Source organism: Streptomyces sp. NPDC054765, assembly GCF_053612065.1.
The window spans coordinates 13,662-39,303 of the sequence record NZ_JBSHBP010000070.1; the positions used below are offsets into that span (position 1 = coordinate 13,662).

At 72.4% G+C, this 25,642-nt stretch carries 24 protein-coding genes and 1 pseudogene; 6 read left to right on the forward strand and 19 right to left on the reverse strand.

Features of this window, described 5'->3' with window-relative positions:
- Window positions 1-86: 86 nt before the first annotated feature.
- The 5 genes and pseudogenes from ACWGJY_RS31320 to rpmG all read right to left on the reverse strand — a co-directional run bounded on the left by ACWGJY_RS31320 (window position 87) and on the right by rpmG (window position 3,018).
- Window positions 87-320, reverse strand: coding sequence for a hypothetical protein (locus ACWGJY_RS31320; protein WP_453264244.1), 234 nt, complete (start codon window positions 318-320; stop codon window positions 87-89).
- A gap of 281 nt (window positions 321-601) precedes the next feature.
- Window positions 602-1,372 (reverse strand): annotated as a pseudogene (locus tag ACWGJY_RS31325) (serine hydrolase domain-containing protein); the annotation flags it as partial.
- A gap of 16 nt (window positions 1,373-1,388) precedes the next feature.
- On the reverse strand, window positions 1,389-2,537 hold the full coding sequence (locus ACWGJY_RS31330; RefSeq protein ID WP_453264245.1) for a GTP-binding protein: 1,149 nt from the start codon (window positions 2,535-2,537) through the stop codon (window positions 1,389-1,391).
- Window positions 2,537-2,848 carry a 50S ribosomal protein L31 gene (gene rpmE, locus ACWGJY_RS31335; protein WP_453264246.1) on the reverse strand — a complete coding sequence of 104 codons (312 nt, stop codon included), beginning with the start codon at window positions 2,846-2,848 and terminating at the stop codon, window positions 2,537-2,539. The genes ACWGJY_RS31330 and rpmE overlap by 1 nt, the downstream gene beginning before the upstream one ends.
- A 5-nt stretch (window positions 2,849-2,853) precedes the next feature.
- Window positions 2,854-3,018: a 50S ribosomal protein L33 gene (gene rpmG, locus ACWGJY_RS31340; protein ID WP_006604069.1), complete on the reverse strand. Its 165-nt coding sequence runs from the start codon at window positions 3,016-3,018 to the stop codon at window positions 2,854-2,856.
- 73 nt (window positions 3,019-3,091) lie between these two features.
- Between rpmG and rpmB the strand changes: the two genes are divergently transcribed.
- The 3 genes from rpmB to tatA all read left to right on the forward strand — a co-directional run bounded on the left by rpmB (window position 3,092) and on the right by tatA (window position 3,944).
- Complete coding sequence (gene rpmB / locus ACWGJY_RS31345; RefSeq protein WP_453264247.1) at window positions 3,092-3,328, forward strand: 50S ribosomal protein L28; 237 nt, start codon at window positions 3,092-3,094, stop codon at window positions 3,326-3,328.
- Window positions 3,328-3,633, forward strand: coding sequence for a 30S ribosomal protein S14 (gene rpsN / locus ACWGJY_RS31350; RefSeq protein ID WP_453264248.1), 306 nt, complete (start codon window positions 3,328-3,330; stop codon window positions 3,631-3,633). The genes rpmB and rpsN overlap by 1 nt, the downstream gene beginning before the upstream one ends.
- 95 nt (window positions 3,634-3,728) lie before the next feature.
- Complete coding sequence (tatA, locus tag ACWGJY_RS31355) at window positions 3,729-3,944, forward strand: Sec-independent protein translocase subunit TatA (protein WP_453264249.1); 216 nt, start codon at window positions 3,729-3,731, stop codon at window positions 3,942-3,944.
- Window positions 3,945-3,962: 18 nt separating this feature from the next.
- On the opposite strand, the gene ACWGJY_RS31360 is transcribed toward tatA, so the two are convergent.
- The 8 genes from ACWGJY_RS31360 to ACWGJY_RS31395 form a co-directional block, all read right to left on the reverse strand.
- A complete protein-coding gene (locus ACWGJY_RS31360; RefSeq protein WP_453264250.1) occupies window positions 3,963-4,808 on the reverse strand; it encodes a nitrilase-related carbon-nitrogen hydrolase in 846 nt (281 codons plus the stop codon).
- Window positions 4,809-5,001: 193 nt separating this feature from the next.
- Window positions 5,002-5,613 (reverse strand): chaplin family protein, encoded by a 612-nt coding sequence (locus ACWGJY_RS31365; protein WP_453264251.1) that lies wholly within the window; start codon window positions 5,611-5,613, stop codon window positions 5,002-5,004.
- A gap of 141 nt (window positions 5,614-5,754) precedes the next feature.
- On the reverse strand, window positions 5,755-6,150 hold the full coding sequence (locus tag ACWGJY_RS31370) for a rodlin (protein WP_453264252.1): 396 nt from the start codon (window positions 6,148-6,150) through the stop codon (window positions 5,755-5,757).
- A 460-nt stretch (window positions 6,151-6,610) separates the two neighbouring features.
- Window positions 6,611-7,009, reverse strand: a complete 399-nt coding sequence (locus tag ACWGJY_RS31375) for a rodlin (protein WP_453264253.1) — start codon at window positions 7,007-7,009, stop codon at window positions 6,611-6,613.
- 338 nt (window positions 7,010-7,347) lie between these two features.
- The gene (locus ACWGJY_RS31380; protein ID WP_453264254.1) at window positions 7,348-7,635 is read right to left on the reverse strand and encodes a hypothetical protein; all 288 of its coding nucleotides are present in this window, start codon (window positions 7,633-7,635) and stop codon (window positions 7,348-7,350) included.
- Between the two features lie 271 nt (window positions 7,636-7,906).
- Entirely contained in the window at window positions 7,907-8,140 is a 234-nt protein-coding gene (locus tag ACWGJY_RS31385) for a chaplin (protein ID WP_329174554.1), read from the reverse strand.
- Window positions 8,141-8,504: 364 nt separating this feature from the next.
- Window positions 8,505-8,906, reverse strand: a complete 402-nt coding sequence (locus tag ACWGJY_RS31390) for a rodlin (protein ID WP_453264255.1) — start codon at window positions 8,904-8,906, stop codon at window positions 8,505-8,507.
- 246 nt (window positions 8,907-9,152) lie between these two features.
- Window positions 9,153-9,398, reverse strand: a complete 246-nt coding sequence (locus ACWGJY_RS31395; protein ID WP_453264256.1) for a chaplin — start codon at window positions 9,396-9,398, stop codon at window positions 9,153-9,155.
- A gap of 682 nt (window positions 9,399-10,080) precedes the next feature.
- Between ACWGJY_RS31395 and ACWGJY_RS31400 the strand changes: the two genes are divergently transcribed.
- The 3 genes from ACWGJY_RS31400 to ACWGJY_RS31410 all read left to right on the forward strand — a co-directional run bounded on the left by ACWGJY_RS31400 (window position 10,081) and on the right by ACWGJY_RS31410 (window position 13,754).
- Window positions 10,081-11,760 (forward strand): bifunctional 3'-5' exonuclease/DNA polymerase, encoded by a 1,680-nt coding sequence (locus tag ACWGJY_RS31400; protein ID WP_453264257.1) that lies wholly within the window; start codon window positions 10,081-10,083, stop codon window positions 11,758-11,760.
- A 198-nt stretch (window positions 11,761-11,958) separates the two neighbouring features.
- Window positions 11,959-13,017 (forward strand): alpha/beta hydrolase, encoded by a 1,059-nt coding sequence (locus ACWGJY_RS31405; RefSeq protein ID WP_453264258.1) that lies wholly within the window; start codon window positions 11,959-11,961, stop codon window positions 13,015-13,017.
- A 260-nt stretch (window positions 13,018-13,277) separates the two neighbouring features.
- Window positions 13,278-13,754 carry a RidA family protein gene (locus tag ACWGJY_RS31410; protein ID WP_453264259.1) on the forward strand — a complete coding sequence of 159 codons (477 nt, stop codon included), beginning with the start codon at window positions 13,278-13,280 and terminating at the stop codon, window positions 13,752-13,754.
- A gap of 211 nt (window positions 13,755-13,965) precedes the next feature.
- Here ACWGJY_RS31410 and ACWGJY_RS31415 read toward each other — a convergent pair whose 3' ends face one another.
- The 6 genes from ACWGJY_RS31415 to ACWGJY_RS31440 all read right to left on the reverse strand — a co-directional run.
- Window positions 13,966-15,297 (reverse strand): acyltransferase family protein, encoded by a 1,332-nt coding sequence (locus tag ACWGJY_RS31415; RefSeq protein WP_453264260.1) that lies wholly within the window; start codon window positions 15,295-15,297, stop codon window positions 13,966-13,968.
- 302 nt (window positions 15,298-15,599) lie between these two features.
- A complete protein-coding gene (locus ACWGJY_RS31420) occupies window positions 15,600-16,484 on the reverse strand; it encodes a glycerophosphodiester phosphodiesterase (RefSeq protein ID WP_453264261.1) in 885 nt (294 codons plus the stop codon).
- A 447-nt stretch (window positions 16,485-16,931) separates the two neighbouring features.
- Window positions 16,932-18,455 (reverse strand): RICIN domain-containing protein, encoded by a 1,524-nt coding sequence (locus ACWGJY_RS31425; protein WP_453264262.1) that lies wholly within the window; start codon window positions 18,453-18,455, stop codon window positions 16,932-16,934.
- 32 nt (window positions 18,456-18,487) lie between these two features.
- The gene (locus tag ACWGJY_RS31430) at window positions 18,488-21,727 is read right to left on the reverse strand and encodes a hypothetical protein (RefSeq protein ID WP_453264263.1); all 3,240 of its coding nucleotides are present in this window, start codon (window positions 21,725-21,727) and stop codon (window positions 18,488-18,490) included.
- A gap of 378 nt (window positions 21,728-22,105) precedes the next feature.
- Window positions 22,106-23,044, reverse strand: coding sequence for a type VII secretion system-associated protein (locus tag ACWGJY_RS31435; protein ID WP_453264264.1), 939 nt, complete (start codon window positions 23,042-23,044; stop codon window positions 22,106-22,108).
- 72 nt (window positions 23,045-23,116) lie between these two features.
- A partial coding sequence (locus ACWGJY_RS31440; protein ID WP_453264265.1) for a scabin-related ADP-ribosyltransferase occupies window positions 23,117-25,642 on the reverse strand: 2,526 nt, incomplete at its 5' end.

Sequence of the window (25,642 nt, forward strand, 5' to 3'; positions counted from 1 at the left end):
ATGGTGTCAACTGCCCGGGAGCATAGCTGCGTTCTCATGCGGATGCATGCGCAGATGCACGTGCACGACTGCCGGTGCCGATGCGGTCACAGCTCGTCGCGCACCTTTCCCGGACGCCCTCCAGAATCGGCCGCCGACCGCCGGCCGGCGGCCATGATGCGGTGCGCCTGCACCTGGTACGGGTCGCCGGGGTCGAAACCCTCAGGGACGAGGAAGAGACGCGCGCCGCGCCCTTCGGGTTCCAGGGTCCGGGTGATCGCCCGGTCGGCGAGGTTGCCCTGCCCCGCGCGCCGGAACCGCTCATGGTTCACACCGCCCACACACGTAGGAGATCCCCTACGCGTCACGCACAGGAGATCCCCTACGCGTCACACGTAGGGGATCTCCTACCCGCCACGGGGCGGCGCCCTCCTCCAGGCCCTTGCGAAGCAGTGGGCACCCCTGTCGAGAGGCGGCCGTCACGGACCAGGCGGTTCCTTTCCCTCGCGTGTACGGGATGCCACGGTCACTTCGCGCACGGAGCGCCGGCCCTCACTTCTTGCACAGGGCGGTGTCGAGGAGAGCCCGGACATCGGGGGAGCCCTGCTTGGTGGGCGGTCCCTCCGGGCTTGGCCGCGAAGTAGCCCTGGGGGTGAGCTTCCCGGATGCCCTCGTCACCCACGCCGGGGAAGTAGGTATGGCGCAGCCCGATGCGGTCGATGACCCGCTTGGTGATCTGCTCGGACAGTGGGCGGCCGGTGACCTTCTCGACGAGCAGGCCGGCCAGGAGGTAGTTGGTGTTGCTGTACGACCAGCTGGACCCGGGAGCGAACAGCGCCTTGTGCGCCAGCGCCGCGTCGAGCAGGGTGCGGGGCTGGTCGTAGGTGTGGCGGTCCTTGCCGGTGAGGTCGCCGATGAAGTCGCCGTAATCGGGCAGTCCGCTGGTGTGCTGCAGCAGCTGACGTACCGTGATGCGGCGTCCGTCGATGCCCTGGCCCCGCACCAGGTTCGGCAGGTACCGCTCGATGGGGGCGTCGAGAGCGATCTTGCCTTCGCCGACCAGCTGCAGGACGACCGTGGCGGTGAACGTCTTGGTGTTGCTCCCCGCCCGCACCTGCCCGTCGACCGGCACCTTCGCGCCGGTCTTCACGTCTGCGACGCCGGCCGTGTAGTGGTGGGTGCGCCCGTCACGGTCGACGGTGGAGGCCAGGGCGGCGGGGAACTTGTCGTCGTGCACCAGGCGGTCCAGACCTTGCTGAACGGCATCACCGGAGCCACGGGCCTGCGCCGAACACGCGGGCAGTGTGCCGCCCACGGCCAGGGCCACCACCACCGCCGCCACCCCGATCCCCCGTCGCCGCCCGGACGGCGACGAAGCGCGACCACGCCGCAGCTGGACACGGCCTGCGTTACGAAACAGGGTCGAGGAGCTGGTCGAAGGCCGGCGGCAGGCCCTTCCAGGCCGGTGGGCCGCCCGCGTACTCGGCGTCGGTGAGCAGACAGGACTCCAGCAGGCACAGGAGCCCCTCACGGTCCAGGCCCGGCGAGGTGAAGACCAGATGCTGGGCGCGGTCACCGTGCTCGGGGTGCCAGTCCAGCGCGGCGGCGGCCCGGCGCATCGGCGGCACCATCTCCCAGGCGGCGTCCGGCAGCGAGGCCAGCCACGGCCCGGCGTTCTCCACGCACAGCGCCCCGCCGGCCGCGTCCCACGACAGCAGGGTGTCCGGGCGGTCGGCCAGCCAGAACCGGCCCCGGCTGCGCGCGGCCGCACAGGTCAGGTCCTCCAGCGCACGGTAGAGCCGCTCGGGGTGGAAGGGCCGGGTCCGGTGCCATACGAGCGTGCCGACCCCCTCCGCGTCGGCCTCCTGCGGCAGCAGCGCACAGGCCGGATGCTGACGCGCCGCGGCCGCCGCCACATCGAAGCCGGCCGTCGCCGCGGCGGCCAACTCCCCGGATTCCACCGGCACCTGGAGTGCCGTCGGATGCAGCTGGCCGAGCAGCGCGAGGTCGGCCGGCTCCGCCGTCTCCTCCCCCGCGGCGATCGCCAGCACCGGCGCGTACTCCAGCTGCCGCGCCCAGGTGTCGGCGACGGTGCGCTGGTCGGAGGCCGCGGCGGCGAGACCGGCCTTCGCGAGGTCGTCACCGCAGCCGAGGTAGGGCAGCAGCAGCGCCGGGTCGACGGCGGTGATCACCCCCGTCAGCGCGAGGTTCGCGCTCCCGCACGCGGTGACCACCTCGGCCATCGCCTTGGGCTCGACCGAGTCCCACAGTTCGACGACCGCCAGCCGGCAGGTGCGCCCGGCGGCCAGCCGCTCCAGCTCGGGCACCAGGTCCTCGCGCAGCGCACAGCAGGCGCAGTCGTTGACCAGCGGCGCCGAACCGGTGTCGAGAATGCCGCCCGCGTCGCGGACCGTGCGCCGCACGGTGCCTTCGGCGGCGGAGGCGAGGTCGTGGTGGAGGGCGACGCTGCCGGGGACGGACCGCAGCAGCCGCTCGACGGCGGCCTGCCGCGCCTCCGCGTGCAGGCCGCCCACCAGCACGACGTCGAGCCGTTCCATCAGCGGGCCTCCCGCTTGCCGTAGCGGCGCTCGCACCGCTGGACGCGGCCGGCCGGGTCCAGCACCCGGGCGGTGCCCGTGGAGAAGGGGTGGCTCGCCGAGGAGATCTCGACGTCGATGACGGGATAGGTGTCGATGACGGGATAGGTGTGGCCGTCCTCCCACTCGACCGTCTTCTCCCTGGTGGCGGTCATCGGGGTCTCCCCTGGTCGAGCGGAGCCGAGAGCTCGGGGAAGGGTCGGGAAGGCGAAGTCGGCGGCCCGGTCGCGGAAGACGACCGGCCCGTATGCGGGGTGGATCGCGGACTGCACGGTGCTCAGCGCTCCTCTCGGAACGCGACGTGACGGCCGGCCACCGGGTCGTACTTGCGCAGTTCCAGGCGGTCGGGGTCATTACGGCGGTTCTTGCGGGTGACGTAGGTGTAGCCGGTGCCGGCGGTGGACCGGAGTTTGACGACCGGGCGTAGTTCGTTGCGGGCCATGTGGTTAGTATACGGAAATGGTTTCCATTTTCAATAGGCTCTCCTCAGGGCCTCCGACCGGAAGGACCGCACCGTGTCCGCCCACTGCCAGCTGACCGGCCGCACGCCGGGCTTCGGCAACTCCGTCTCCCACTCCCACCGCCGCACCTCGCGCCGCTTCGACCCCAACGTCCAGCGCAAGCGCTACTGGCTGCCGGGCGAGGGCCGGCACGTCCGGCTCACGCTGAGCGCCAAGGGCATCAAGACCGTGGACACGATCGGGATCGAGGCGGTCGTCGCCCGCATCCGCGCACGAGGGGAGAAGGTCTGATGGCCAAACTGAGCAAGATCGTCAAGAACGAGAAGCGCCGCGCGACCGTCGCCCGCTACGCGGCCCGGCGCGCCGTCCTCAAGGCCGTCCTCCGCAGCCCGCACACCCCGCAGGAGGAGCGCACCGCCGCCCGGCGCGAGCTCTCCCGCCAGCCGCGGGACGCCAGTGCCACCCGGGTACGCAACCGCGACAGCATCGACGGGCGCCCGCGCGGCCACTTCCGCGCCTTCGGACTGTCCCGCGTACGGCTGCGCGAGCAGGCCCACGCGGGCTATCTGCCCGGCGTCCGCAAGTCGAGCTGGTAGCCGCGCCGGCGGCCATCCGGTCCGGGGGGCGCCCCCTGGACCGGACGGCCGGTTCGTTGGGGTAATACTGGACAGAACGTCCGCTGCCCCTCCCGATGAAAGCGAGCGCGCCCATGCTCCGCAACGCCTTCGAGCCCTGGCATCTGATCCTGGTCATCGCGGTCCTCGTGCTGCTCTTCGGCTCGAAGAAGCTGCCCGACATGGCACGCGGCCTGGGCCGCTCGATGCGCATCCTCAAGTCCGAGGCAAAGGCCCTCAAGGACGACGGGCCGGACCCGACGCCCCGCCCGGAGTCCGCCGCCCACCAGTGACAGCGGGCCGTCGCGCCCTCAGTGGTCGCCGCCCTCGTCGATCAGCCGCCGCACCTCGCGGTCGATCAGCCCCAGCCGGGCCTCGGCGACCAGCGGCACCGAGCGGCGCTGCCGCCGCGCCTCGGCGAGATCGATCTCGACGGTGACCAGCGCGGGCTCCCACTTGGGCGCCTGCGCCACCACCGCACCGCGCGGGTCCACCACCCGCGAACCGCCCCAGAACGTCGCGCCGTGCTCATTGCCCACCCGGTTGACGAAGACCACCCAGCACTGGAGCATCCGCGCCGTATAGGACAGCAGTGTGTCCCAGTACAGGCCGGTGTCCATCGCCTCCGGATCCAGGCTCGCCGCGCTGTTGGTCGGGATGAACAGCACCTCGGCGCCATCCTGCACCGCCAGCCACGGCAGTGTCGGCTGCCAGGCGTCGTTGCACACCAGCGTCGCGCCCCGGCCCCCGCCCCTGGCCCGCTTCAGCTCGTACGCACGCAGTGACTGCCCCGGGCTGACGTGCTTGCGCTCCTCCCACGCCAGGTAGTTGGGGAGATACAGCTTGCGGTGCGCATGCACCAGCTCACCGGCCGAGTAGTGCGCCGCGGTGTTGTACGCCCGCAGACTGGTGTGCTCATGGAAGCCGACCAGCACATCGGGGCCGAGGGCGCTGAGCTCCAGCAGCCGGGAATCGCTCGCCGCAAGGGACTCATCGCGCTTGAGCGCACCCAAGTGGTAACCGTGCAGGCTCAGTTCGGGAAAGACGACGAGATCCGCGCCCTGCGCCGCCGCCTGCTCGATCTGCTCACGGGCGACATCGAGGTTCTCCGCCACCTCGCCCAGCACACAGTCCGTCTGCGCCAGCGCAATGAGCATGTCCCCACCTCATCGAGCCATCACCTTTGCGGCTTTCACCCCAATTTTGCCAGAGGCCGCGGAGAGCGGCACGGCCCGACGGCCGGCTCCACCGCGCGGACCGGGCCGAGCGGCCCGCCGGACCCGCCCGTCCGGCCGCCGAGTTCCCGGATGCCCCGCAGGGCGCCCGGCCCGCCAGGAACGGCCCGCGCGCTCATCTGCGCCGCGTACGGGCCCTGCGCAGCAGCATCGCCCCGCCCGTCAGCAGCCCGCCGCCCACGCCGGCCAGTACACCCAGCTCGCCGGGCCCGGTGGCCGCCAGCAGCCCGGAGCCCGCGAAGGCCCCGGCCCGCGCCGCCGCTCCCGCCCGCGCCCCGTGCGCGGACCGCGGTGCGGGAACCGCCCCGGGACCGTCCGGGGACGTCCGTGCATGCGCCGCCCCGGCCGGGTGCTCCACGGGTGTCCCGGCCCGGTGGGGCGCTGCCGGCTCCGGGGCTGCACGGCGCCGCACCGGCTCGGCGACCGGCCGGCGCGCCACCGGAGGCGGCAGGGCGTCCGATGTCCGCCGGGCCGCCGCCACGGGTGCCGCTCCGTTCCCGCACGAGGCGCCCATGGCCGGGTTGAGCGCACCGACCCCGCTCACCGAGTTGCCACACGCGGTGACCGGGGCGTCCACGGTCACCTGGATGCTGTTCCCGGACAGCACCCCGGGGGAGTTCGCCGCCCTCCCCCCGGCGCCGGCATCCGCGTACGCCGCGCCGCCGCCCGCGCCGAGCACACCCGACGCCGCCGCCACAAACACACACGTCTTCAGGCTCTGTCGCATCTCTCGTCCCTCCTGTGCAGTCCTTGCGTACGGGACGCCGCCCGCCCCCCGTGCCGCTCGCACGACCGGGCGGCCGGCAGCGCATACGCGGCGCCGGCCGCCCGGAGACACAAGCGGTGGAACGGCCGAGGCCGTGGAGCGTCAGCGGTTGCCGACACCGTTGCCGGAGAGCACCGGGATGCCGCTGAGGTGGTGCGACAGCGCCTCGTCGCCCTTGGCCTGCGTCGAGTTCCTGGCGCACTGCTGGTTCTGCGGCGACGACAGAAGGTTGATGTCCTGCGACTGAATCCAGCCGAAGCCCTGGAGGTCCGCCTTGCCCAGGCCGACGCACATGTCGTTCAGCGAGCCCTGGACGAGCCCGAGCTGGGTGCTCAGATTGCCGCGCGTGGTGGAGTTGCCGTAGACCGACGCCGCCCCGTTTCCGTTGGCCGTGCTGGTGCCCCTGTGGTCACCGATCGCCATGGCGTCCGGAGTGGCCGCAGCGGAAATACCGATCAGCGACGCCGCCACAGCCGCGCCCGCCATCATCTTCTTCATCACGCAAACCCTTCAGGAGAAGAAACTCCCGACACGGGAGCCCTGTTTGAACAACCCGCCATAGAGGCTTGAGTTCTGCACCATCACCCGAATAGCTGGCACCAGATCTCCCGCACCGGCATCATCTGCCGTTGCCGACGATTCCCTCACCCGATGCGCGCACCGAAAATGCGATTTGTCGTGCCCGGAGCGTCAATTCGCCTCGTACCACACAGGGCCTGCGATGCCGATGAACGGATTCGCAGGCCCTGCTCTCGTTACGGACGGCATGCCGATGCCCTCGCAGCCCCATCAAACTCGCAAGGGCATCGGCATGCTTCCCTCCACACATCATTCCCAACGATCCGGTGCACCGGAATTCAGTCACGAGCGAATAACTCTTCCGCTCCGGCGCCGGAGCGCAGAAACCCGGGCCGCCCGGAAGAAGGAGGACCGGGCGGCCCGGGTGCTCTTCAGCCGGTCAGCGGTTGCCGGCGCCGTTGCCGGAGAGAACCGGGATGTTGTCCAGGATGTGCGACAGCGGCTCGTCGCCCTTGGCCTGGGTGGAATTCTCGGTGCACTGCTGGTTCTGCGGCGACGACAGGATGTTGAGGTCCTGCAGCAGAAGACCGCCTCCGCCCTGGAGGTTCAGCTTGCCCATGGCCAGGCAGGGCTTGTTGAACGAGCCCTGGATCAGGCCGATCTGCGGGCTCATGTAGCCGTATGTGGTGGAGTTTCCGAAAAACTGCTGCGCGCCGTTGCCGTTGACGGAAGACGTTCCGTGCTGGTTACCGATCGCCATCGCCTGGGGGGCGGCAGCGGCGGCCACGCCGACAATGGACGCAGCCGCGGCTGCGGTGGCCAAAGCCTTCTTGATCATTTTGATCCTTCGTGTTTCGGGATGCCCTTGGGCCGGGCATGCTGCCCAACTCACAAGGATGCTTTTGGTTGTTCTCATTCACTCGAATGATCCGGCCCCCGGATCCACTTTTGCGGACCGGAATCGCGGCCGGAACCCGGCCCCCGGAGCCGGCCTGCGCCGGGGTGCGGTGGAGCTTCGGGCGACTCACCCCGGCGGTCGAATACCGCGAAATACCGATTCCGCGTCAAACTCACCGGGGCGGGCCAGGGACAGTGAATTCCGCAGCTGCGTCGCCGCGCCCGGACCGGACAGCTCCGACATCCGCCCAGCGGCGGCCAACGCCGCGCGCCCAACGCTTACTTGAGCGGAAGACCACCGAGCAGCGGGGTCTTCTTGGCCGCCCCGGTGACGCCACGGAGCAGCTTCTTCGCGTTGGTCGACCTGACCTTGCCCTCCGCGGTCTTGACCGTTTTGACCAGTGGCGTGAGCTGGTGGCCGTCCAGCTGCTCGCTGCTCAGCGCGTCCGTCAGCCCGCCGTTCAGGCTCATGGTCGGGGCTCCGGGCTGGGCGGCGAATGCGGGTGCGGCGACCCCCAGCGCCATGACGGAACCGGCAACAACCGCAGCAGACTTTGCGTACTTCACTTCAACTGTCCCTTCTCGGGCTGTGCTTGACGGTCCGGCGACATCAGCGCCCCATGAGCAATCGCTTCACTGCCCGGATGACCGACTTCAGCGTGCCTAACGATTTCCTGCGTCAGGAGAAACCCTGAATTTTCGCTCTTCCCGTACCAGCCGCCCGAATATCACGGGCGTTATCCATCCGCCCGCACATAACGAATGGAAACCGACCCCGGTGCGCAGGGGGCCGCGCACCGGGGCCAGGTCACGTCGACACGGCTCGAATTCTTTCGAGTCAGTGGTTCAGGCAGTTGTTGCCGAAGGCCGGGTTCAGCAGAGCAACGATGTTGACGGTGTTACCGCAGAGGTTTACCGGGATGTGCACCGGGACCTGAATGGCGTTTCCGGAGAGCACACCGGGCGAGTTCTTGGCGCCACCCGCGGCACCTGCGTCGGCGAAGGCCGGCGCAGCCGAGCCCACCGCCATGATCGTTCCGGCAGTGATCGCTGCGACCTTTGCGTACTTCACTTTCAGCCCTTCCTTGCAGCGGGTCCGTGGCGCACACGACCGTCGTGTCGCACGGGCGTTGTTCCGCTCGCCCGTAACACCGCTGCCGATATTGGTAACGACTTCCCCTCGTGCACGAAACTCTTGCCGGGAGGTTTTCGGAGGAATCGCCCGAACGATGCAACACCGCTTCAGGAGATTGTCACCGCGCATACGACGCGGAAAAAACACCGGAGTTCGAACAGGCGAGGTACCCGCCGAATACGAATTCCTACCGAGAGGGGGAACGGGACATTCCGTCTCCACGGCTCGTAACGGGGTGCCACAGGCCCGGACCGCTGTGGAAGCGAGAGCCGGCGGTCCGGGCCTGCGGCCGGTGGCCGGCTCAGTGGTTGCCGACGCCGTTCCCGGACAGGACCGGGATGTCGCTGAGGATGTGCGACAGCGCCTCGTCGCCCTTGGCCTGCGTGGAGTTCTCCGTGCACTGCTGGTTCTGCGGCGAGGACAGCACGTTGATGTCCTGCATCGCATGCCAGACCCACAGCGCCTGGGCGTTCATCTTGCCCACGCCGATGCACGGCTTGTTCAGCGAGCCCTGGATGAGCTCCAGCTGCGGGCTCATCCTGCCCACGGTGGTGGAGTTGCCGAACGCGCTCTTGGCACCGTTGCCGTTGACCGTCGACGTGCCGTTGTGGTTACCGATCGCCATCGCCTGGGGGGCGACCGTTGCCGAGATGCCGACGACGGACGCGGCTACAGCCGTCGTGGCCAGGACCTTCTTGATCACGATTTACCCTTCTCGAAGCGGAGTGCCCGTATCCGGAGCGCACTGGTCAACTCGCTTCTGGGGGTGCGGTTTCGCCGTTTCACCCGAATGCCACGAAACCATAGATACATATCACTGCGTCCGGGCTGTGTTCGCCTTCCGGATGCCTTTTTTGGGCATTTCAAAGGCCGGTACGAAGAATTCGTACCGGCCTTTGCCGGGTTGCGTCCGACGACTGCCGACCCAGCCTCAAGTGCTAGACGCGGATCACGTGTTGAGGCAGGTGTTGCCGAACGCCGGGTTCAGCAGGGCGATGATGTTGACGGTGTTGCCGCACACATTGACCGGCACGTCGACCGGGTCCTGGATGAGGTTCCCGGAGAGGACACCCGGGGAGTTCTGGGCGACGCCCGCCGCACTGGCACCGCCATGGGCACTGGCCACACCGGCCCCGCCCACAACGGCAATTCCCGCGGCGGCGGACAGGACGGCGGCCTTCGAGACAAACTTCACGGTGAACCTCTTCACTGAGCAGCATTCAGGTATCTACACGCCGCTTAGAGCGACAAGCTGCTCAACTCATCAACCAGGGCAAAAGTAGCGGTTCAATCGGGTGAATGCGGGGATCGCCTGTCTGAAAAGGACCCCCTGCCACGCCGCGGCCGGTTCCTCATGGCGCCCGCCATCAATCCGCCCTCGCGCACGGCTGATTGCCGGTGGGGTCGCGTGCACGGGCGCCACGGGAGATGGCGGCGTATGCGCAGGGGCTGTCCAGGCGGCACCTCGCGGCTCTCCTCACGGCTGCACAGCGGTGTCAGCGGCAGCGGCTGTGACAGCGGTGTCAGCGGCTGTGACAGCGGCAGCGGAGTCCGGCGCCGCGTACGGCCGTTCCGGTCGAGGGGTGCGTCGCGCACCGGGCCGGTGTCCGGACACGAGTCGACTCGGCCGCCGAACTGGCCCTTGCCGTACGGCAGATCGAGGCGATGCCGGTGTGCGGCGGCCTGGCGGCGGGGCACGCGGGCTGCTGTCCTCCGGCGGGGCACGGTCGTCACACCGCGTGCTCGGACGGGGCGGTGCTGCCAGAGACACCGCGAGGGGAGGCCGGGCCTGCCGCGGTCTCGCCGGCCCGCGGCGGGGAGCGTGTCGTCGGCGCTGGTCAGGGCGAATGTCAGACCCTGGTGGAAGACTCGGGGGCATGAGATGGGCGGTGGTGGAGACGGGCGACGGGGGTGCTCGTCTCTGCCCGCTCGCCCCCGACGGCCGGCCCGCGGGACCGGTGCTGCAGGAGCCCTCGCTCGCCGAGGCCGTGCGCGCCCGTCCCGACGTCGAGCGGTGGGTGTGGCGGTCCACCGCCGAGATCTACCGGCAGCTGCCGGCGGCGGGGGTGCGGGTCGAGCGGTGCTACGACGTGGAGGCCGCGGAGGCGCTGCTGATCGGCCATGAGGAGGGGCAGTCGGGCCAGCCGCATTCGCTGGCCGCCGCCTGGGCGCGGCGGCACGGCCTGCCCGTCCCCCAGGACGCACCCGTCCGGACGGCTCAGACCCAGCCGTCGCTGTTCGAGCCGGGCCCGGTGCCGCTGCCGCCCGGCACGGACGAGCTGACGGCGCTGCTGGAGGTCTACGCCGGCCATGTGGCGCGCACGGCGAAGGCCGAACATCCCGACCGGATGCGGCTGCTGCTCGCCGCCGAGTCCGCGGGCATGCTCGTCGCCACGGAAATGGGGCGGGCCGGGTTGCCCTGGCGGGCGGATGTGCATCGCGAGCTGCTCGACGGGCTGCTGGGCGAGCGCTATCCGGGCGGCGGGGAGCCACGCCGGATGGCGGAGCTGGCCGATGAGGTGTCCCGGGCCTTCGGGACGGGCACACGGGTGCGCCCGGACCTGCCCCAGGACATCATCAAGGCCTTTGCCCGCGCCGGGATTTCCCTCACCTCGACCCGTCAAGGGGAGCTGCAGCAGATCGACCACCCGGCTGTGGCACCGCTGCTGGAGTACAAGAAGCTCTACCGCCTCCATACCGCCCATGGGTGGGCATGGCTCCAGCAGTGGGTGCACGATGGCCGGTTCCACCCCGAGTATCTGCCCGGTGGCACGGTCTCCGGCCGCTGGACCGCCAACGGCGGCGGTGCGCTGCAGATCCCGAAGGTGATCCGGCAGGCCGTGCGCGCCGACCCGGGATGGCGCCTGGTGGTCGCCGACGCCGACCAGATGGAACCCCGGGTGCTGGCGGCCGTCTCCCGCGACCGGGGTCTGATGGACGTGGCCGGCAGCGGCGAGGACCTGTACGCGGATCTGGCGGCCCGCGCCTTCGGCGGTGACCGCGCGCGGGCCAAACTCGCCCTGCTGGGCGCCATTTACGGCCAGACGTCCGGCGACGCCCTCAAGCACATGGCCGATCTGCGCCGCCGCTACCCCGCCGCGGTGGCGTATGTGGACGAGGCGGCGCGCGCGGGCGAGGAAGGCCGGCTGGTGCGCACCTGGATGGGCCGCACCTGCCCGCCCGCCTCCGTGGCACCGCCCGACGAGGCGGGCCTGCCGCAGGAGGAGACGTCCCCGGCCTACGGCACCAGCTCGGCCGCAGCCCGCGCCCGCGGCCGGTTCACCCGCAACTTCGTCGTCCAGGGCAGCGCCGCCGACTGGGCCCTGCTGGTGCTGGCCGCGCTGCGCCGCTCGCTGTCGGAGGGCGGGCTCCGTGCCGAGCTGGTCTTCTTCCAGCATGACGAGGTGATCGTGCACTGCCCCGCGCAGGAGGCGGCGACGGTGTCGGAAGCGATCACGGAAGCGGCCGGGGCGGCGGGGCGGATCGCTTTCGGGGAGACACCGGTCCGCTTCCCGTTCACCACCGCGGTGGTGGAGTGCTATGCGCAGGCGAAGTGAGCGGCGCGGCGGGCGCGGCGGGCGCGGCGGGGCCGGCGCGGCAGAGCCGGCGAGGCGGGCAGGTGAGGCGTGCCCGCGCGGCGGGGCCGGTGAGGCGGGGCCGCGCGGCGGGGCCGGTGAGGCGTGCGGGTGAGGCGTGCGGGTGAGGATCGTGAGCAGAAGCCGTGGTACGTCCGTCGTGCACGAGGAGCGCCCCGTATGAGTGTCCAGCCCGAGAGGAACGACCGGGCCGCGAGCCGGGTGCATCCCGAACTCGTCCCGGCATTCGCTGCGTTGCCGCAGTTCCCCGACCCGTACGAGGACATCGAGGCCACGCGCGCCGCGTTCCACGAGATGTCGGCCGCCTTCCCGGCCGACCGTACGGGCGTGTGCAGCGAGCGGTTCGGCATCCCGCGGGCGGACGGGAGCGAACTGGCGGTCGAGGTCTACCGCCCGGAGGGGGCCGCGGGCACCGCCCCGGGAACGGACGCGAACGGCGCCGCGGGCGCAGCGAGCCCGCTGCCCGCCGTACTGCACTTCCACGGTGGCGGGTTCGCCCTCGGCCGGTCGCTGCCGGGGCAGGACCGGGTGGCCATCGCGCTCTGCCGTGAGCTGCCCGCCGTCGTCGTCACGGTCGAGTACCGCCTCGCCCCGGAGCACCGCTATCCGGCCGGGGTGGAGGACTGCTATCTCGCCCTGGAATGGGCGGCGGGGCGGGCCGCCGGGCTGGGCATCGATCCCGGGCGGATCGCGGTGGCGGGCAAGTCCGCGGGCGGGGGGCTCGGCGCCGCGGTCGCCCTGATGGCCCGCGACCGCGGCGGGCCGGTGCTCGCCTACCAGTCGCTGTGTGTCCCGGATCTGGATGACCGGGTCGGGGCGGATGCGCCGGCGGAGACAGAGGCGGAGGGGGCTTCGGAGGGGGCTTCGGATGCGCGGGTGCTCGGTGGGCGCGGCGTCCAGGAGTCCTGGCTGTACTACCTTCCGGAGGGGATGACGACGGCGGAGGCGTATGCCGCGCCGGCCCGCGCCACCGAGCTGTCGGGGCTGCCGCCGACCCATGTTCTGGTCTGCGATCTCGATCCGATGCGCGACGCGGGGCTGGCCTACGCCCGGCGTCTGATGGACGCGGGGGTGCCGGTCACGGTCCGCAACGTGCCCGGTGCCTGGCACGGCTTCGAGCTGTTCGCGCCGGACACCCGGGTGGCGAAGGAGATGACGGCGCACTGGACGGGGCAGTTGAGGGCGGCGCTGTATCCGGCGTGTCCGGCGGTGGTGTGAGGCCGGGGCCCCGGCTCGTCCGGCCGGGCGTGCTGGGGGCGGGTCCGCGCCGCTGGGCCGCGCCGCTGGGCCGCGCCGGCGGGCGGCCGTTGCCCGGTGCGTGGCCTGACGGCGTCTGGGGAGCAGCGCGGGCCCCGGAAGATCCGGCGGGCGCGCCCTAAACTCCCCGAGGGGATGACCACGGGCGAACGGTGAGCGGCGAACCGGGAAGGGAGCCGGCAGGGATGAGTGGCGAGCGCGGGACGAGCGTGGGGGCCGGGATGGGTGCAGAGAACGGTACGCACGGCGTGGCCCCGGGCGCGGGCGGTGGCCGTGGCGGCGGTGATGGCGGTGGCGGTGGTGAGTTGGAGCGCATCAATCCACCGCATCTCGCGCCGCCGACCGGATTCAGCCATGCCGTGCGCGCCGCCCCGGGCACCATGGTCTTTCTGGCCGGGCAGACCGCTCTCGACGGGTCGGGCCGGATCGTCGGGGACGGCATCGTGGAGCAGTTCGAACGGGCGCTGACGAACCTCCTGGACGTCGCGGCGGCCTCCGGTGCCGGCCCGTCCGACCTCGTCAAGCTCACGGTCTTCGCCGTGGATGTCGCCGACTACCGCCGCCATGCCCGGGACCTCGGCGCGGTGTGGAAACGCCTGGTGGGCGGCGCCTACCCGGCGATGGCGGTGATCGGCGCCACCCGTCTGTGGGACGAGACGGCCCTGGTGGAGATCGAGGGCATCGCCGTCGTCCGATAGCGGTCGCCCGATAGCCGTCGTGCGATAGCCGTCGTGCGATAGCGGTCGCCCGATACCGGTCGTCCGATAGCCGTCGCGACGCCGGCGCCCCGCCACCTCGCCGGGCGCTGCCTGCGCCGTCGCCCACGCCGCCCGTGCCAGGGGCGCCCGCCCCGCCGGTCTCCCGGGGGTACGGGCGCCCCTGGCGCATCCGCGACGGTGATCGCGGCCGTCAGCTCCGGCGGCCTGCCGTCCCCACCGGGTCCTTCTTGAACGCCCAGGTCATCTTGGGCTCCATGGCGAACCGGAAGATCCGCTGCACGGGGGGTGTGCACAGCAGGGTGATGACGGTGCCCGCGATGAGCGTCAGCAGTACCGCGCCCCAGGGCGTGTGCACCCACGGGGTGTCGTACCAGTGCCAAAAGCGCGAGCCCTTGGCCAGGAAGCCGTGCAGCAGATAGCCGTAGAGGGTGCCCGCGCCCAGCGCCGTGCACCACATCGTGCGGCCCGGAATCCAGGCGAAGAAGCAGGCCACCAGCACCAGCGAGCAGCCGAACATCGCCAACGTCATCACCGCACCGCTCCACCACGGGGCGCCCAGCTCCTGGGCGGCGTCGCGGTGGTAGAACCATGCGGCGTTCATCCGCGGCGCCGCCCAGTAGGCGAAGACCAGCGCGGCCGCGAACACCGGTACGGCCAGGATCCGCGCCTTCTTGCGGCGTACGAGCCTGAAGTGCTCCGGCCGCAGCGACAGCCCGATCACGAAGAAGGGCAGGAACTGGAGCACCCGCTGGAGGTCCAGGTCGTCACCGATGTCCGGTGAGACCGACGCGAGCACGGCAATGGCCAGGGCCAGCGGGACCGGCCAGCGCACGATCTTCCACAGCGGGGTGGTCAGCCGCCAGATGAACAGCGCCAGCAGGAACCAGGTCAGATACCAGGGGTCCGTCAGACTGATCGGATAACCCGGGTCGTCGTCCGCCCACCGCTTGAAGAGCGTGTAGGCGACTTCGAAGAGGATGTAGGGAACGGCGACTCCGGTAATCAGCCGCTGCAGCCGGTCCTTGCGCATATCGAAACTGCGCGAGAAATAGCCGGAGATGATGATGAACGCCGGCATGTGAAAGGCGTAGACGGTGATGTAGAGCGCCGCCGCCGACCGGCTGCCGTCGCGCAGCGGCTCCCAGGAGTGGCCCATCGCGACCAGCACAATGGCCAGGTACTTCGCATTGTCGAAGAAGGCATCGCGCGGCTTCGCCTTGGTGTCGGCCGCACCGGCGCGCGGGGCGCGGTCCGTGCCCCGGCCCTTGGCATGGCCGCGCGGCGTGGCCTGCAAGGTGCCGCCCGGCGGGGCCGGCTGACGGACCGTCGACGGACCGGAGGCGGTCGCCGTGGCCGGCCCGGAGGCGGTCGCCGTCACCGTCGCCGGTTCCCTCGTTGCCGTCGCACCGCGGGCCTTGGCCGGCGCCGGTGTACCCGTCGGGCTCAGCGTGTCATGCGGCATCTGCCGTGGCGGGGGAAGCGGCACCCGCCGTTCGCCGTACGCCGGAAAATCGTTCTTCAAGGAGCCTCCTGGAACGATCCCAGGGGAGAAACTGGACGCTGGCCCGCACCGGGCCGCACATCGGAACCCAAAAGCCAAATCCTGCGTCTTAGTTCTTTTACGGGGAGTGTGGCGGCGTCGAACATCTCAGGCACCTTAGCCTCGCGGCGGGAATCACGTAAATCCCCGTCGGTGGCGGCCACACGCGGCGCATCCGCCCTCCACAGCTCCTTCACGCGCCGCGGGCGGCGGTACGGCCCGGACCGGAGCCCGAAGCCCGGCGAGATCTGGACAACACCCCTTCCCTCCCCGGCCCTTGCCCGCTATTCAATAACACCTTCGACCCCGCGCGCTCTCACCGACCGGGCGCTGGTGTTCTTCGCCACGCCCCACACATAGACCTCCAACGGGAGTCCGTGCGGGCCGCGCAGCCGGTGCACGGCCGCCAGCCACCGTGAACTGAGCGCGGATGCAGGGGGGTTGATCTGATCGGCGAACCGCGCATAGCGCGTCAGTTCGCCCGTCCCCGGCGCCCCGAGAATCCCGGTACGCATCGGTGGCGCCATCGCGTGCACGGTCTTTACGCAGGACACCGAGAAGCTCTGGACCACCAGCCGGCTCCGGACATGGTCGCGATCCAGCCATCCTCGTAGCCGTAGTTCACGGACGATCTGCGCCTCGATTCCGGGATACTTCTCCGGGGACTTGATCTCCAGTAGAAGGCGCTGCCCGTTGTGGTCCAGACGGCGGAGGTAGCCGGCGAGCGTCGGCACCCGCTCCCCCGTGAACCGCTTGCCGAACCAGCTGCCGGCATCCAGCCGGGCGATCTCGGCGGCCGTGAAGTCCCCCACCCGCCACGGCGCCCGCCCGGGAAACACCTTCGCAGCGTCGGTCGTCCGGCTGAGCGTGGCGTCGTGCATCACCACCAGGCGGCCGTCCTTGGTGCGCTGCACATCGTTCTCGACCCATATGAGCCCGCGGTGGTGTGCAGCGTCGACGGCGGCGAGGGTGTTCTCGGGGGCGTAGCGGGAGGCGCCGCGGTGGGCGATCAGCAGGGTTGCCGCGGTACCGGGGCCGGCCCGTGTCCCGCTGCTCACGGCGACATCCGCGAACTCCTGCGGACCGGACGCCAGCGCGGACGACGTCACCGCGGCCGTCAGCAGGTAGGCGGCTCCGGCGGCGGGTATCCGCAGCGATCTCCGAAGCATGCGGGAGCCTCCTGGTCCGCTCACCCGCGGACGGCCCCGTCCGCGTCAGGTATGCCCCCTGAGGCCCTTCCATCCGTCCAGGAATGCGGCTGCCTCCTCAACATGCCCGCATCCCCCGTCACCCGCCACGCGAGCAGCCCTGCGACGGCGGTGCACCACCCGCCCCGCTGGTCGCCTTTTCCCAGGCCGGCAGGGTCGGACAGGGGGGTGGAGCAGGTGGTCTGCGGCTTTCCTGACCGCCCGCCATCCGTGCGTACGCCGTCGCCGAAGCGCCGTGGGTGCGGTCAGCGGTGTTCCCGCATCGTCCGGCATCCGGGGCGGTGGCCGGGCGCATGACGAAGCCCCCGCGGACGTGTGGTGGTCCACGGGGGCCGGGTCGGGCCGTCAGGCCGGTCAGGCGGGGCTGGTCAGGGCCGGGGGATCACAGGGTGGTCCCCCGGCGGCGGATCAGGAGAACCGCCACTCGTGGTCGTCGGCCGGGTTGCAGTCCGCGACCCCGAGCCGGGCGGCGGGGCCACCGGTGCCGAACTCCTTGCCCCAGACGTCCAGGCACATGTTGTTGCTGGTGTAGTTGCGCAGCCAGAACTTCCCGTTGCCCCGGTCGTCCTTCCACCAGAGCTGGTTGTCCCCCAGGGTGCCGTCGCAGGTGTACTCGGAGACCCCCGTCGCCCCGGGCACGGCGCCGTATCCGGGCAGGTCCATGCACAGCCCGTCCGTGCTGTTGCGGATCACGAACAGGTCACCGCCGCCGGGAGCCTTGCCCTTGAGCTTCACGTCGACGTCCCACATCTCGTTGTCCGAGCTCCTGGGTTCGATGCACGTGAACTGGTCGACCTCCCCGTTGATTTTGCCCTTTCCTCCGTAGCCCGGAATGTCGGCGCACATTCCGGTCATGACGTTCCGCAGTTGCAGCTGCTTCGTGCCGAGGAGACCGGGGCCGGGGCCCCCGAACAATCCGATCTTGGCCGCCGGCGCGGCGGGCTTCCCCTTCTCCCCGCCCTTCTTGTCCTTTCCGGAGGCGGGCGCCCCGGACGGGGCTTTGCCGTCCGAACCGGACTTGACGCCGTCCGCCTTCTCCCCGTCCTTCTTGTCCTTACTGCCCTTGTCGGCCTTGGGCGGGATCGAGGGCGACTTGCCCGTGTACGAACCGGGCGCCCGCAGATCGTCGCCCTTCGGAACGGTGATCTCCGCGGCGGCCGCGGCCGTCTTCTCCTTGTCGTCGCCCCCCCTCCCAAGGGCCAGCAGCGGCACGGCAATCAAGAGCGCGCCCGCGATGGCCGCGGCGGCGCGCAGCGCCTTGGTGGGCCGGCCCGAGGGGGGTTCCTCGCCCCCGCCCGTCCCGGTGGACGCCTCCGGCGGCTTGCCGCCGAAGGCAGCCGCCGTGACACCGGCGGCACCCGCGCCGCGCCCTCCGCCGTGTTCCGACGAGGAGGACGCCGGGCCGGCCGTCGATCCGGTGGCCGACGCGGCTGAGCCCGTCAGGGCCTTGGCTGCGGCGGGCGTCGTCGGGGGCGTCGCTTCGGACGTGCCCGCCTCGCCGCCCGATGCTGCCTCGGGTCCCGCTGCCGGGTCCGGGGCGGAGCTCGGCTCGGACGACGCGGCGGGCTCGGACTCCGCAGACTCGGACGCCGCAGACTCGGACGCCGCGGAGCCGGCGGACGCAGTGGGCCCGGACGCCGCGGTTCCGAACGACGCGGGCGGCTTCGGCGCCGTGAACCCGAACGACGCGGTCGGCCCGGACGCCGCGGACCCGGTCGAGCCCTTCGCGCGGGCCGACGAGGCCGGTTCGAAGGAGGCCGGCGGCGCGGGCGGCGCGGGCGCTTCGCCCGGCGCCGACGTGCTCGACGGGCCGCTCGCGTCACCGGTCTTGTCCGGCAGCGCGTCCGGCTCGGGTGGTCCGGCGGACCCGGGCAGCGGCACGGCGCGGCGCACCGCTGGTCCCCTCAGGCCCGTTGGTTCCTTGTTGGGCATCGTGACTCCGTTTCGGTTCGCGGGTCGGTCGGTCAGCGGGCGGCGCCGGGCGCGGTACCGACCGCGTCCCCACGCCGCCCCAACGGCCCCTCGCACAACTCCGGCCAACGGAACGGCCCCGGTGCGAGAGGGTGACGGCGCAGGGCTTCATCGAGCCGGTCCAGCGCCGCACGGTCGTGGTCGTCGAGTTCCGTGCTCTGCGGCACCGCCGAGGTGGTCGCGGTGGCGGGGGTGAGGGGCACCTCGCGCAGCAGCACCAGCGGGGCACCGTCGCTCTCGCGTACGTCGAGCACCCGCAGCAGCGAGCCCGGCGCGAAGACGACCTCGTCGCGGCCGGCGGCGGCACCCGGCCCGCCCGCCAGCTCGCGTACCCGGCGTCCGGTCGCCGACCAGATCGCGTACTGCGGACCGCCCGGCCGCGGCGCGCCCACCCCGAGCGACAGCGCGCTCACGGGGGCCGCTTCGCGCAGCAGGTTCCCCGGCACGAGGCCGGCGTCCGCCGCGTCGGTGCCCCGGAAGGCGAGCCCGCGGTACGAGGGGAGGCGGCGCAGGGCGGAGGCCACGCACGCGGCGTAGGGCAGCAGCCGCGCCTCGCCCGCACGCAGGCTCCGGGCCAACTCGCCGTAGCTCAGCGGGCCTTCGGTGGCATGCAGGTACATGTGCAGCGCGATCAGGTCGTCGCGGGCGTCCTCCTGCTCCGGCCCGCGCAGCGCGGGCATCCTGGTGAGCGCCCGCATGATGGCGGCACCGTGCCGCTCCCACCTGTCCTCCGCCAGCCTGCGGAACGAGGTGCGCTCCGCCGGGCTGCTGGCGTACCCCGGCAGGAACGGGACCGGCGGCAGCGGGTCGGCAGCCACGGCGGCGGGCCGCCGCGCTCCGGACGAGCCGCCCGCGCGTGGCGCCGTGGGCGCCGCCGGCTTCTCGGGCGCCGCCGGCTTCTCGGGTGCCGCAGGTGTCCCGGGCGCCGTGGGTACGTCGGGCTTTGCGGGGGCCTTGGGTGGCGTGGGTGGCCTGGGCGGCGTGGGCCGCGTCGGTGGCGTGGGCGGCGTGGGCGGCGTGGGCGGCGTGGGCGGCGTGGGCGGCGTGGGCGCCTCGAACTCCATGAACGCTGCGGGCGCCTCGGGCGTCGTGGGCCGCGTCGGTGCCGTACTCCGAGCCGGGGCCTCGGGTGCCGTGGGCAACAAGGGCGCCTCGGGCGACGGGGGAACCTCGGGTGCCCCCGGCACTGTGGGGGGCACGGGACGGGACGGCCGGGCGGGCGGGGCGGGGGCCTCCGGTGCGCGCTCGGGCTCCGGCGAAGGGCCGGGAGCCGCCGCGAGCCCGGAGGGCGCCGTGCTCCGGGGGGCGGGGGGCTCCGGGTGCGGGGCGGGACCGTCCGGGCGGGGGCCGGCGCGGCGCGGCTCGGGGGCCGGGTCCGGGGTCCCCATCAAGGCCCGGGAGACCGATACGGGTTCGGGTGCCGGAGGCTCGGGGTCCCCCGCGGGCCGGGGACGGCGCGGAGCGGGAGGGCGTCCGGAGTGTTCGGCCGAGCCGACGGCAGCCGTCTCCGGAGCGGGAGCACCGCCGGGCGCCGAGGCGGCGGGGCGGGCGGTCGAGGCCGATGTTGTCGTCGGCCGCGGGGGCGGGGGACCCGGCAGGGACGGCGACTCCGGCTTCCCGGCCGGGTTCGCCGGGTTCGCCGGGAGCGCGGCCGGGGCGGCCGGGGCGGGCAGGGCAGCCGCGGCGGACGGGGCTGGCAGGCCAGCCGGGGCGGCCTGCGCGCGAGGGGAAGCGGCCGGCGGCGGGGCGAGGGCGCTGCCGAAGCGGATGGCACGCAGGCCGTGTTCGGCGGCGAGACGGCGCAGCTCGCGTCCGCCGTCCACGCTCGTACCGTGCACGAACAGCCGGGCCCTGCTGCGGACGTCGACGCCGAGGCTGCCCAAGAGCGTGCCGAGCGCGGGGAACAGCGACGCCTCAAGGGACTGGCCGGGCCGGCCCACCTCGATTGCCGGGCCCTCCGCGTCCGCCGGCCGGGCCGCCGCCGGGGGACGCCCCTCCGCGGCATCGTTGATCCACAGACCTGCCCGGGTCACGCTGGCCTGCCACCGTTCGGAGAGGGAGACGACGCCGTGCTCGGACAGCTCCCGGCCCACGGTGCCGTGGATCTCGGGGAGCCGGCCCCAGCGCAGCGGCCGGGGGGCCTGCGCCGGTGCGTTCTCCCTGGTCGGCAGGCACCTCACCGCGTCCACGAATGCCTGCCAGCGGGGCGCGCCGTCGGCGCCGACGAGTACCGAGCGCACCGTGCCGGGGCCGGTCGTCGTGCCGTAGGACAGCAGCGGCATACCGGTGTACACCACGACCTCGGTCCCCAACGCATCGGAAACCGACTGACCGGTACGCAAAATGTCACGGGGGCTGCCCGGGGCGAGCCGAACCTGCTGTCGCACGGTCTCCGGCAGGGCGCTGAGCACCTCCACGAGGTCGCCCGACGAGACGTCCTCGCCCTCCGGGACGCCCACCAGCACGGTGGGCCCCCCGGGGTCGGCGGGTACGGAGTAGCACAGGTCGCCGAGGCGGGGCGGGGCCGCGTCCCGGGAGCGGGTCAGCACGCCGGCCGGGATCTGCTCGATCACACAGCCGCCCGCGACCTGGTCGGGCAACTGGTCGACGGCCGGCTGCCAGCCGGGGGCAGGCTGCCGGGGGCCGATCCGCTGCGGCTCCGCACCCGGCAGGAACCGCCACCAGCTGCCGCGTTCCGGCACACTTCGCACGCCGACCGCCGCACCGGGCTCGGCCTGCCGGACCGGTACGAACAGCCCGCCGCCGGGCACCACGAGGGCGAGCCCGTCGGGGGCGATGACCTCCAACTCCCAGGCGTCGGCGATCCGGCGGGCCAGCGCGGGCGCGCCGGGCCGGTCGTCCCCGGCGGCGGTCATGACGAGCCGGACCGTGCTGATGCCGTCTTCCCGCAGCTCGTCGAGCAGGCCGCCGAGCCGGGGCCACAGGTCGGCGGACTGCGGCGCGTCGACCCCGGCCACCACCGTGACGGTGTGCGCGTCGGCGGCGAGGGCACGGGCCAGGTCGAGGACATCGGAGTTGCTGAGCGTGTCATCGGAGAGCGTGCGCAGCAGCCTGATGCCGTCGTACTCCTCGATGAGCAGCCGCTCCGGACGCCCCTCGTCAGCGCTCTCGCCCCCGGGACGCTGCCCGTCTGCCGCCGCCGGCGCGGCCGGGGCGGGCCGGCCTCCCCTTCTGCCGAACCACCGCGTCCGGCCGCTGTCGGAACGGCTCACGCCTCTTCTCCTCGGTCGGGAGCCGACCTGCGAGGCCTCGGCTCTGCCGTCCCGGACGGATCGGCCTGGGCCGCACGGCAACTCGGGTTCTGACACATACCGTTGCCACCTGGTGGAGTCGACATGTCCTGACATTCCGTGGTTCTAGCGGTGGAGAAAGTCATGTTGCAGCGGTGGAGCCGAGGGGCCGGAGCAGTTCCCTGACGTTTCGGTGAAGCGGCGGCAACGCAGCCGACGTTCAGGGAGGTTCAGAGAAACTCCGCCCTGATATGTGGGATGCGCGTGCGGCCCGAAAAGTTCACCTCCGCACGGAGAATCTCGCGTCCTCGGGCCGACGACGTCCCCGCCGCCGGCCCCGAAAGGGTCTCAACGCCCCTCCTACGAAGCGGAGTCGGAGTCGGACCCGGACTCGGCACCCGGCTCCGGGGCGGACTGCTGCTCCGGCTCCGGCAGGGGGACGTCCTCCACGCGGCTGCTCGCGTTCGCCGAGGCGGCGCGGGACCGGCCGCGCTTGGCCGCGCCCTTGACCACGCCGTTCGCCGAGCCGTCAGCCGAGCCGTTCGCTTCCGGCTCGTTCGCCTCCTGGCCGGGCGCCTCCTGCTCGGGGACCGCGGTGCTCATCGTCGGCGGCCAGACGGACCCGGCGGCGGACCCGGACTGCTCCCCGTCCCCTTCGGGCGCCTCTTCGGCCGCCTTCATGATGTCCGCCAGGCCGTCGGTGGTCATCACCATGCTGACCGGACCCGAGCTGTTGATGCACAGGCTGTGCCCCTGGGGGATCCGGTCCAGGAACTCCGGTACTTTCACCGTCTCGAAGGCCAGCCGCCCGGCGAGGTGCAGGTACTTCGGGGAGCTGTAGACCAGGACCACCGGCGTGCTGTCGGGTGCCGCCGCGAGCACCGGGTCGCCGTCCGCGGTCACCAGTACCGCCACCTCTGCCTTGGCCAGGGCCTTGGTGACATCGTCGGCGGGGCCGTAACCGGTGGTGGCCAGCTGGATGGCGGCGTCCACGTCGTCGGCGGGATCCGGCCAGCCCATCGCCGACGGAGAGGGCCGGTAGTCCTCGTTGTCCTGCCACTCGACGATCTCGCCCTCGGAGTCGGAGCGCCACTGGCCCACCACGGCCCACTCCGGCGGCGGGCCCTCGTCGGACCAGGTCGGGTCGATCAAGTACAGCCAGTGGTCGGGCGCGAGCTTGGCCGCCTCGATGAACTCCTCGGGCGGGGCGGGGTCCACCGTCGCGGTGGCGGTGCCGCCGTCCGGTGCCGGCTCCGCGGGGTCGCTGGCGGCACGGGCCTCGCCGCTGGTCTCACTCATCTTGTCCTCACTTACTGGTTTTCCCGGTCGTGCTGTTCAGGTGCGGTCAAGTTCCCGCTGTTTCCGGTCTTCTCACAGATTGTCATCGGCGCCCTCCCCGAAGTGCGGGTTGGGGAGGTAGTCGCCGACGGGCACCCCGTTCTCCAGCCGTTGCGCGCCCTGGATGAAGCGGCGGCCGACGCCTCCGGGGAACAGCACCTCCATCTGGTCGGGGAAGGGGGAAGCCAGGCCCAGAGTGGCGTTCACATCGATTCCGCCGGGAGCCACGATGTCGAAGCGCCAGCTGCCGCCCTGGGAAAGGCCGGTGGACAGGTTCGCCGTCGCACTGACCCATGCCGAGGGGGACCGGTCATCGCCGTACACGTGGTCGATCAGGTGGATCCATTCGTCTCCGTCCGGCCGCAGTCCCTCCTCGAAGACCCGTCGGGTCGACCGGGAGCTGAAGGTGTACAGGGGACCCGTGTGATCGCGCCACTGGGCGGCGGCAAGCAGGTCGTTCGGCGGGAGCAGGAGATGCGGCACCGCCGCGACGGTGGCCGGGTCGACCGGCGGCATCGCGCTGACAGGACCGGTGGCAGGCCAGGCGGCCGGCACCGGCAGGACACCCGAGTCGTTCGGGTCGCCCTCGGCGTCTTGTGCCAGGAGGATCATCCGCAGCCGGGAGGAGGCGACCAGGCCGCGGCCCGCCAGGTACCAGTCCCAGGCGGGGCCTTCACTGTACAGCCGCCCCTCCGCATCCGTCACCCGGCCGGCGGACGGCCCGGCCGGGTTGTACTCGCCGCGCAGCCCGAGTCCGGGCAGCTCGGCCACGAACATGTGCAGGTCCGGATCGTGGTGTCCCTGGCCCCACACCGTGCTGCGCTCCGTGGAGGTGACCAGCGGGGACGGGAACTGCTCCCGGGTGCCCGCGAAGCTCTCGTCGAACCAGCCGTCGACCGAGTACGGCACGCCCCGCGGGATCCGCGCGGCCTGCCCGGCGGCCGGGCCGGCCGGCCGGGTGCGGTGCCAGCTGCCCGCCGCCCCGGTTTCCTGGTCGGGGAGGGCGGTGAGCCAACTCGGCTCGGCCGGGTCGCCCTCGGACAGCAGGACCGGGCCGCTGTAGCTCACCACGGTCCGGTTCTCCCGCTCGGAGTACGCCTGCTGCTCCGCCCGCAGGGATTCCGTGCTCGGGCCGGAGGGCAGCAGAGCGACCCATCGGTCCGGGTCGGCCCGGCGCAGCTCCGGGTCGGCGGCCAGCAGCGCGAACAGCTCCGCGTCGGAGACCGGCACCGTGCCGCCCGGCAGGCGGAGGACGTTGGCGCCGGTGCGGCCCTCCGTCCCGGTCTCGCCGTCGGTGTCGGTGTCGGTGTCCGTGTCGGTGTCCGTGTCGGTGTCCGTGTCGGTGTCGCCGTCGGTGTCGGTGTGCACGAAGTACGGCGGCGGTCCGCCGTGTCCGGCCCACGGGGCGAACTCCAGCTCGGTGGTGTTCCCGTGGGGACCGGACCGGACCGTGTACATCCGCAGCGGCTCCAGCCCGCCGGGCGTGCGCGTGCTGCCGTAGTTGCGGCCCTGGTGGTTCCCCTCGGAGTCCAGGAGCCGGGTGGCGTCCGAGAACGCGCCGAGCCTGCCCAGGTGCAGGAGCGCCAGCACCGCCGGGTCGGCCGGGTCCTGCCCGGTGGCGACGGCCTGTTCCTGGAGCTCCGCCAGTTCGGCGTACTTCTCCGCGTCCCACACGGTGTCCGGGGCGAGGTGCAGCGCCGCGCGGCCCCGCTCCTCCCGCGCACGGACGTCCTCCTCCGGCGGCGTCACGACGATCTCCGGCACCGGCAACTCGACGGGCGGCGGCGTCACGACGATCTCCGGCACCGGCAACTCCTCCGGCGGGGGCGTCACGACGATCTCCGGCACGGACACGGGTTCCGGCTCGGTCTCCGGCTCCGGCTCGGGCTCGGGCTCGGGCTCGGGCTCGGGCTCCGGCTCCGGCGGCGCAGGCGGCACCGGTGCGTCGTCCGGCCCCCGCTCCGGCGGGGTGAAGGGCAGGTGGACCGGGCCGGCGGGGGTGCGCAGGACCAGGGTGACGGGGCGGCGGGCGAGGCGGGCGGCGTGGGCCGCGGCGCCCATGACAGCCGAGAGGCCTTCGGGGAGTTCGGCGCCCGCGGCCTCCCGTGCGTCGGCGAGCGTGCCGCCGTCCAGCAGGGCGGTACGCGCGCTGAGCAGCGCCCGCCGGGCCGCCGTCGGGACGTCGCCGGGGTCGAGCCAGACCTGCGGGGCGGTGTCCTCGTCGGTGAACGCGGCGGCGAGCTGTTCCGCGAAGAACTCGGGGTCCAGCACCCGGTCGGAGGCGTTGTGCGCGGCGAGGACGGCCGGGGCGTCGTAGACGTTGGGGGACGGCCGGGGCGGCATGTGGGCGATGCCGAGACCGAGGACGTCCTCCAAGGTGGCCCGCGCCACGATGTTGCCGGTCACCCACCGGGTGCCCTCGGAACCGCTGACCTCCATGAGCACGTGCGCGGTCACCGTGAATCCGAGCACGCCGCTGTCGTCCGGTTCGTCGTCCTCGTTCTGCGACAGGCCCGTGCCGTACTTGATGATCTCGCGGCGGAAGCTGGTGACGCCGGT

Bases quoted from the DNA above. Each gene is read 5' to 3' on its own strand.
- rpmG (WP_006604069.1), bottom strand. From the start codon at position 3,018: ATGGCCCGCAACGAACTACGCCCGGTCGTCAAACTCCGGTCCACCGCC.
- ACWGJY_RS31360 (WP_453264250.1), bottom strand. From the start codon at position 4,808: ATGCTCATTGCGCTGGCGCAGACGGACTGTGTGCTGGGCGAGGTGGCG.
- ACWGJY_RS31435 (WP_453264264.1), bottom strand. From the start codon at position 23,044: ATGAGTGAGACCAGCGGCGAGGCCCGTGCCGCCAGCGACCCCGCGGAG.
- tatA (WP_453264249.1), top strand. From the start codon at position 3,729: ATGAAAGCGAGCGCGCCCATGCTCCGCAACGCCTTCGAGCCCTGGCAT.
- rpsN (WP_453264248.1), top strand. From the start codon at position 3,328: ATGGCCAAACTGAGCAAGATCGTCAAGAACGAGAAGCGCCGCGCGACC.
- ACWGJY_RS31410 (WP_453264259.1), top strand. From the start codon at position 13,278: ATGGGTGCAGAGAACGGTACGCACGGCGTGGCCCCGGGCGCGGGCGGT.
- ACWGJY_RS31365 (WP_453264251.1), bottom strand. From the start codon at position 5,613: ATGCGACAGAGCCTGAAGACGTGTGTGTTTGTGGCGGCGGCGTCGGGT.
- ACWGJY_RS31420 (WP_453264261.1), bottom strand. From the start codon at position 16,484: ATGCTTCGGAGATCGCTGCGGATACCCGCCGCCGGAGCCGCCTACCTG.
- ACWGJY_RS31405 (WP_453264258.1), top strand. From the start codon at position 11,959: ATGAGTGTCCAGCCCGAGAGGAACGACCGGGCCGCGAGCCGGGTGCAT.
- ACWGJY_RS31375 (WP_453264253.1), bottom strand. From the start codon at position 7,009: ATGATCAAGAAGGCTTTGGCCACCGCAGCCGCGGCTGCGTCCATTGTC.
- ACWGJY_RS31425 (WP_453264262.1), bottom strand. From the start codon at position 18,455: ATGCCCAACAAGGAACCAACGGGCCTGAGGGGACCAGCGGTGCGCCGC.
- ACWGJY_RS31330 (WP_453264245.1), bottom strand. From the start codon at position 2,537: ATGGAACGGCTCGACGTCGTGCTGGTGGGCGGCCTGCACGCGGAGGCG.
- ACWGJY_RS31370 (WP_453264252.1), bottom strand. From the start codon at position 6,150: ATGAAGAAGATGATGGCGGGCGCGGCTGTGGCGGCGTCGCTGATCGGT.
- ACWGJY_RS31400 (WP_453264257.1), top strand. From the start codon at position 10,081: ATGAGATGGGCGGTGGTGGAGACGGGCGACGGGGGTGCTCGTCTCTGC.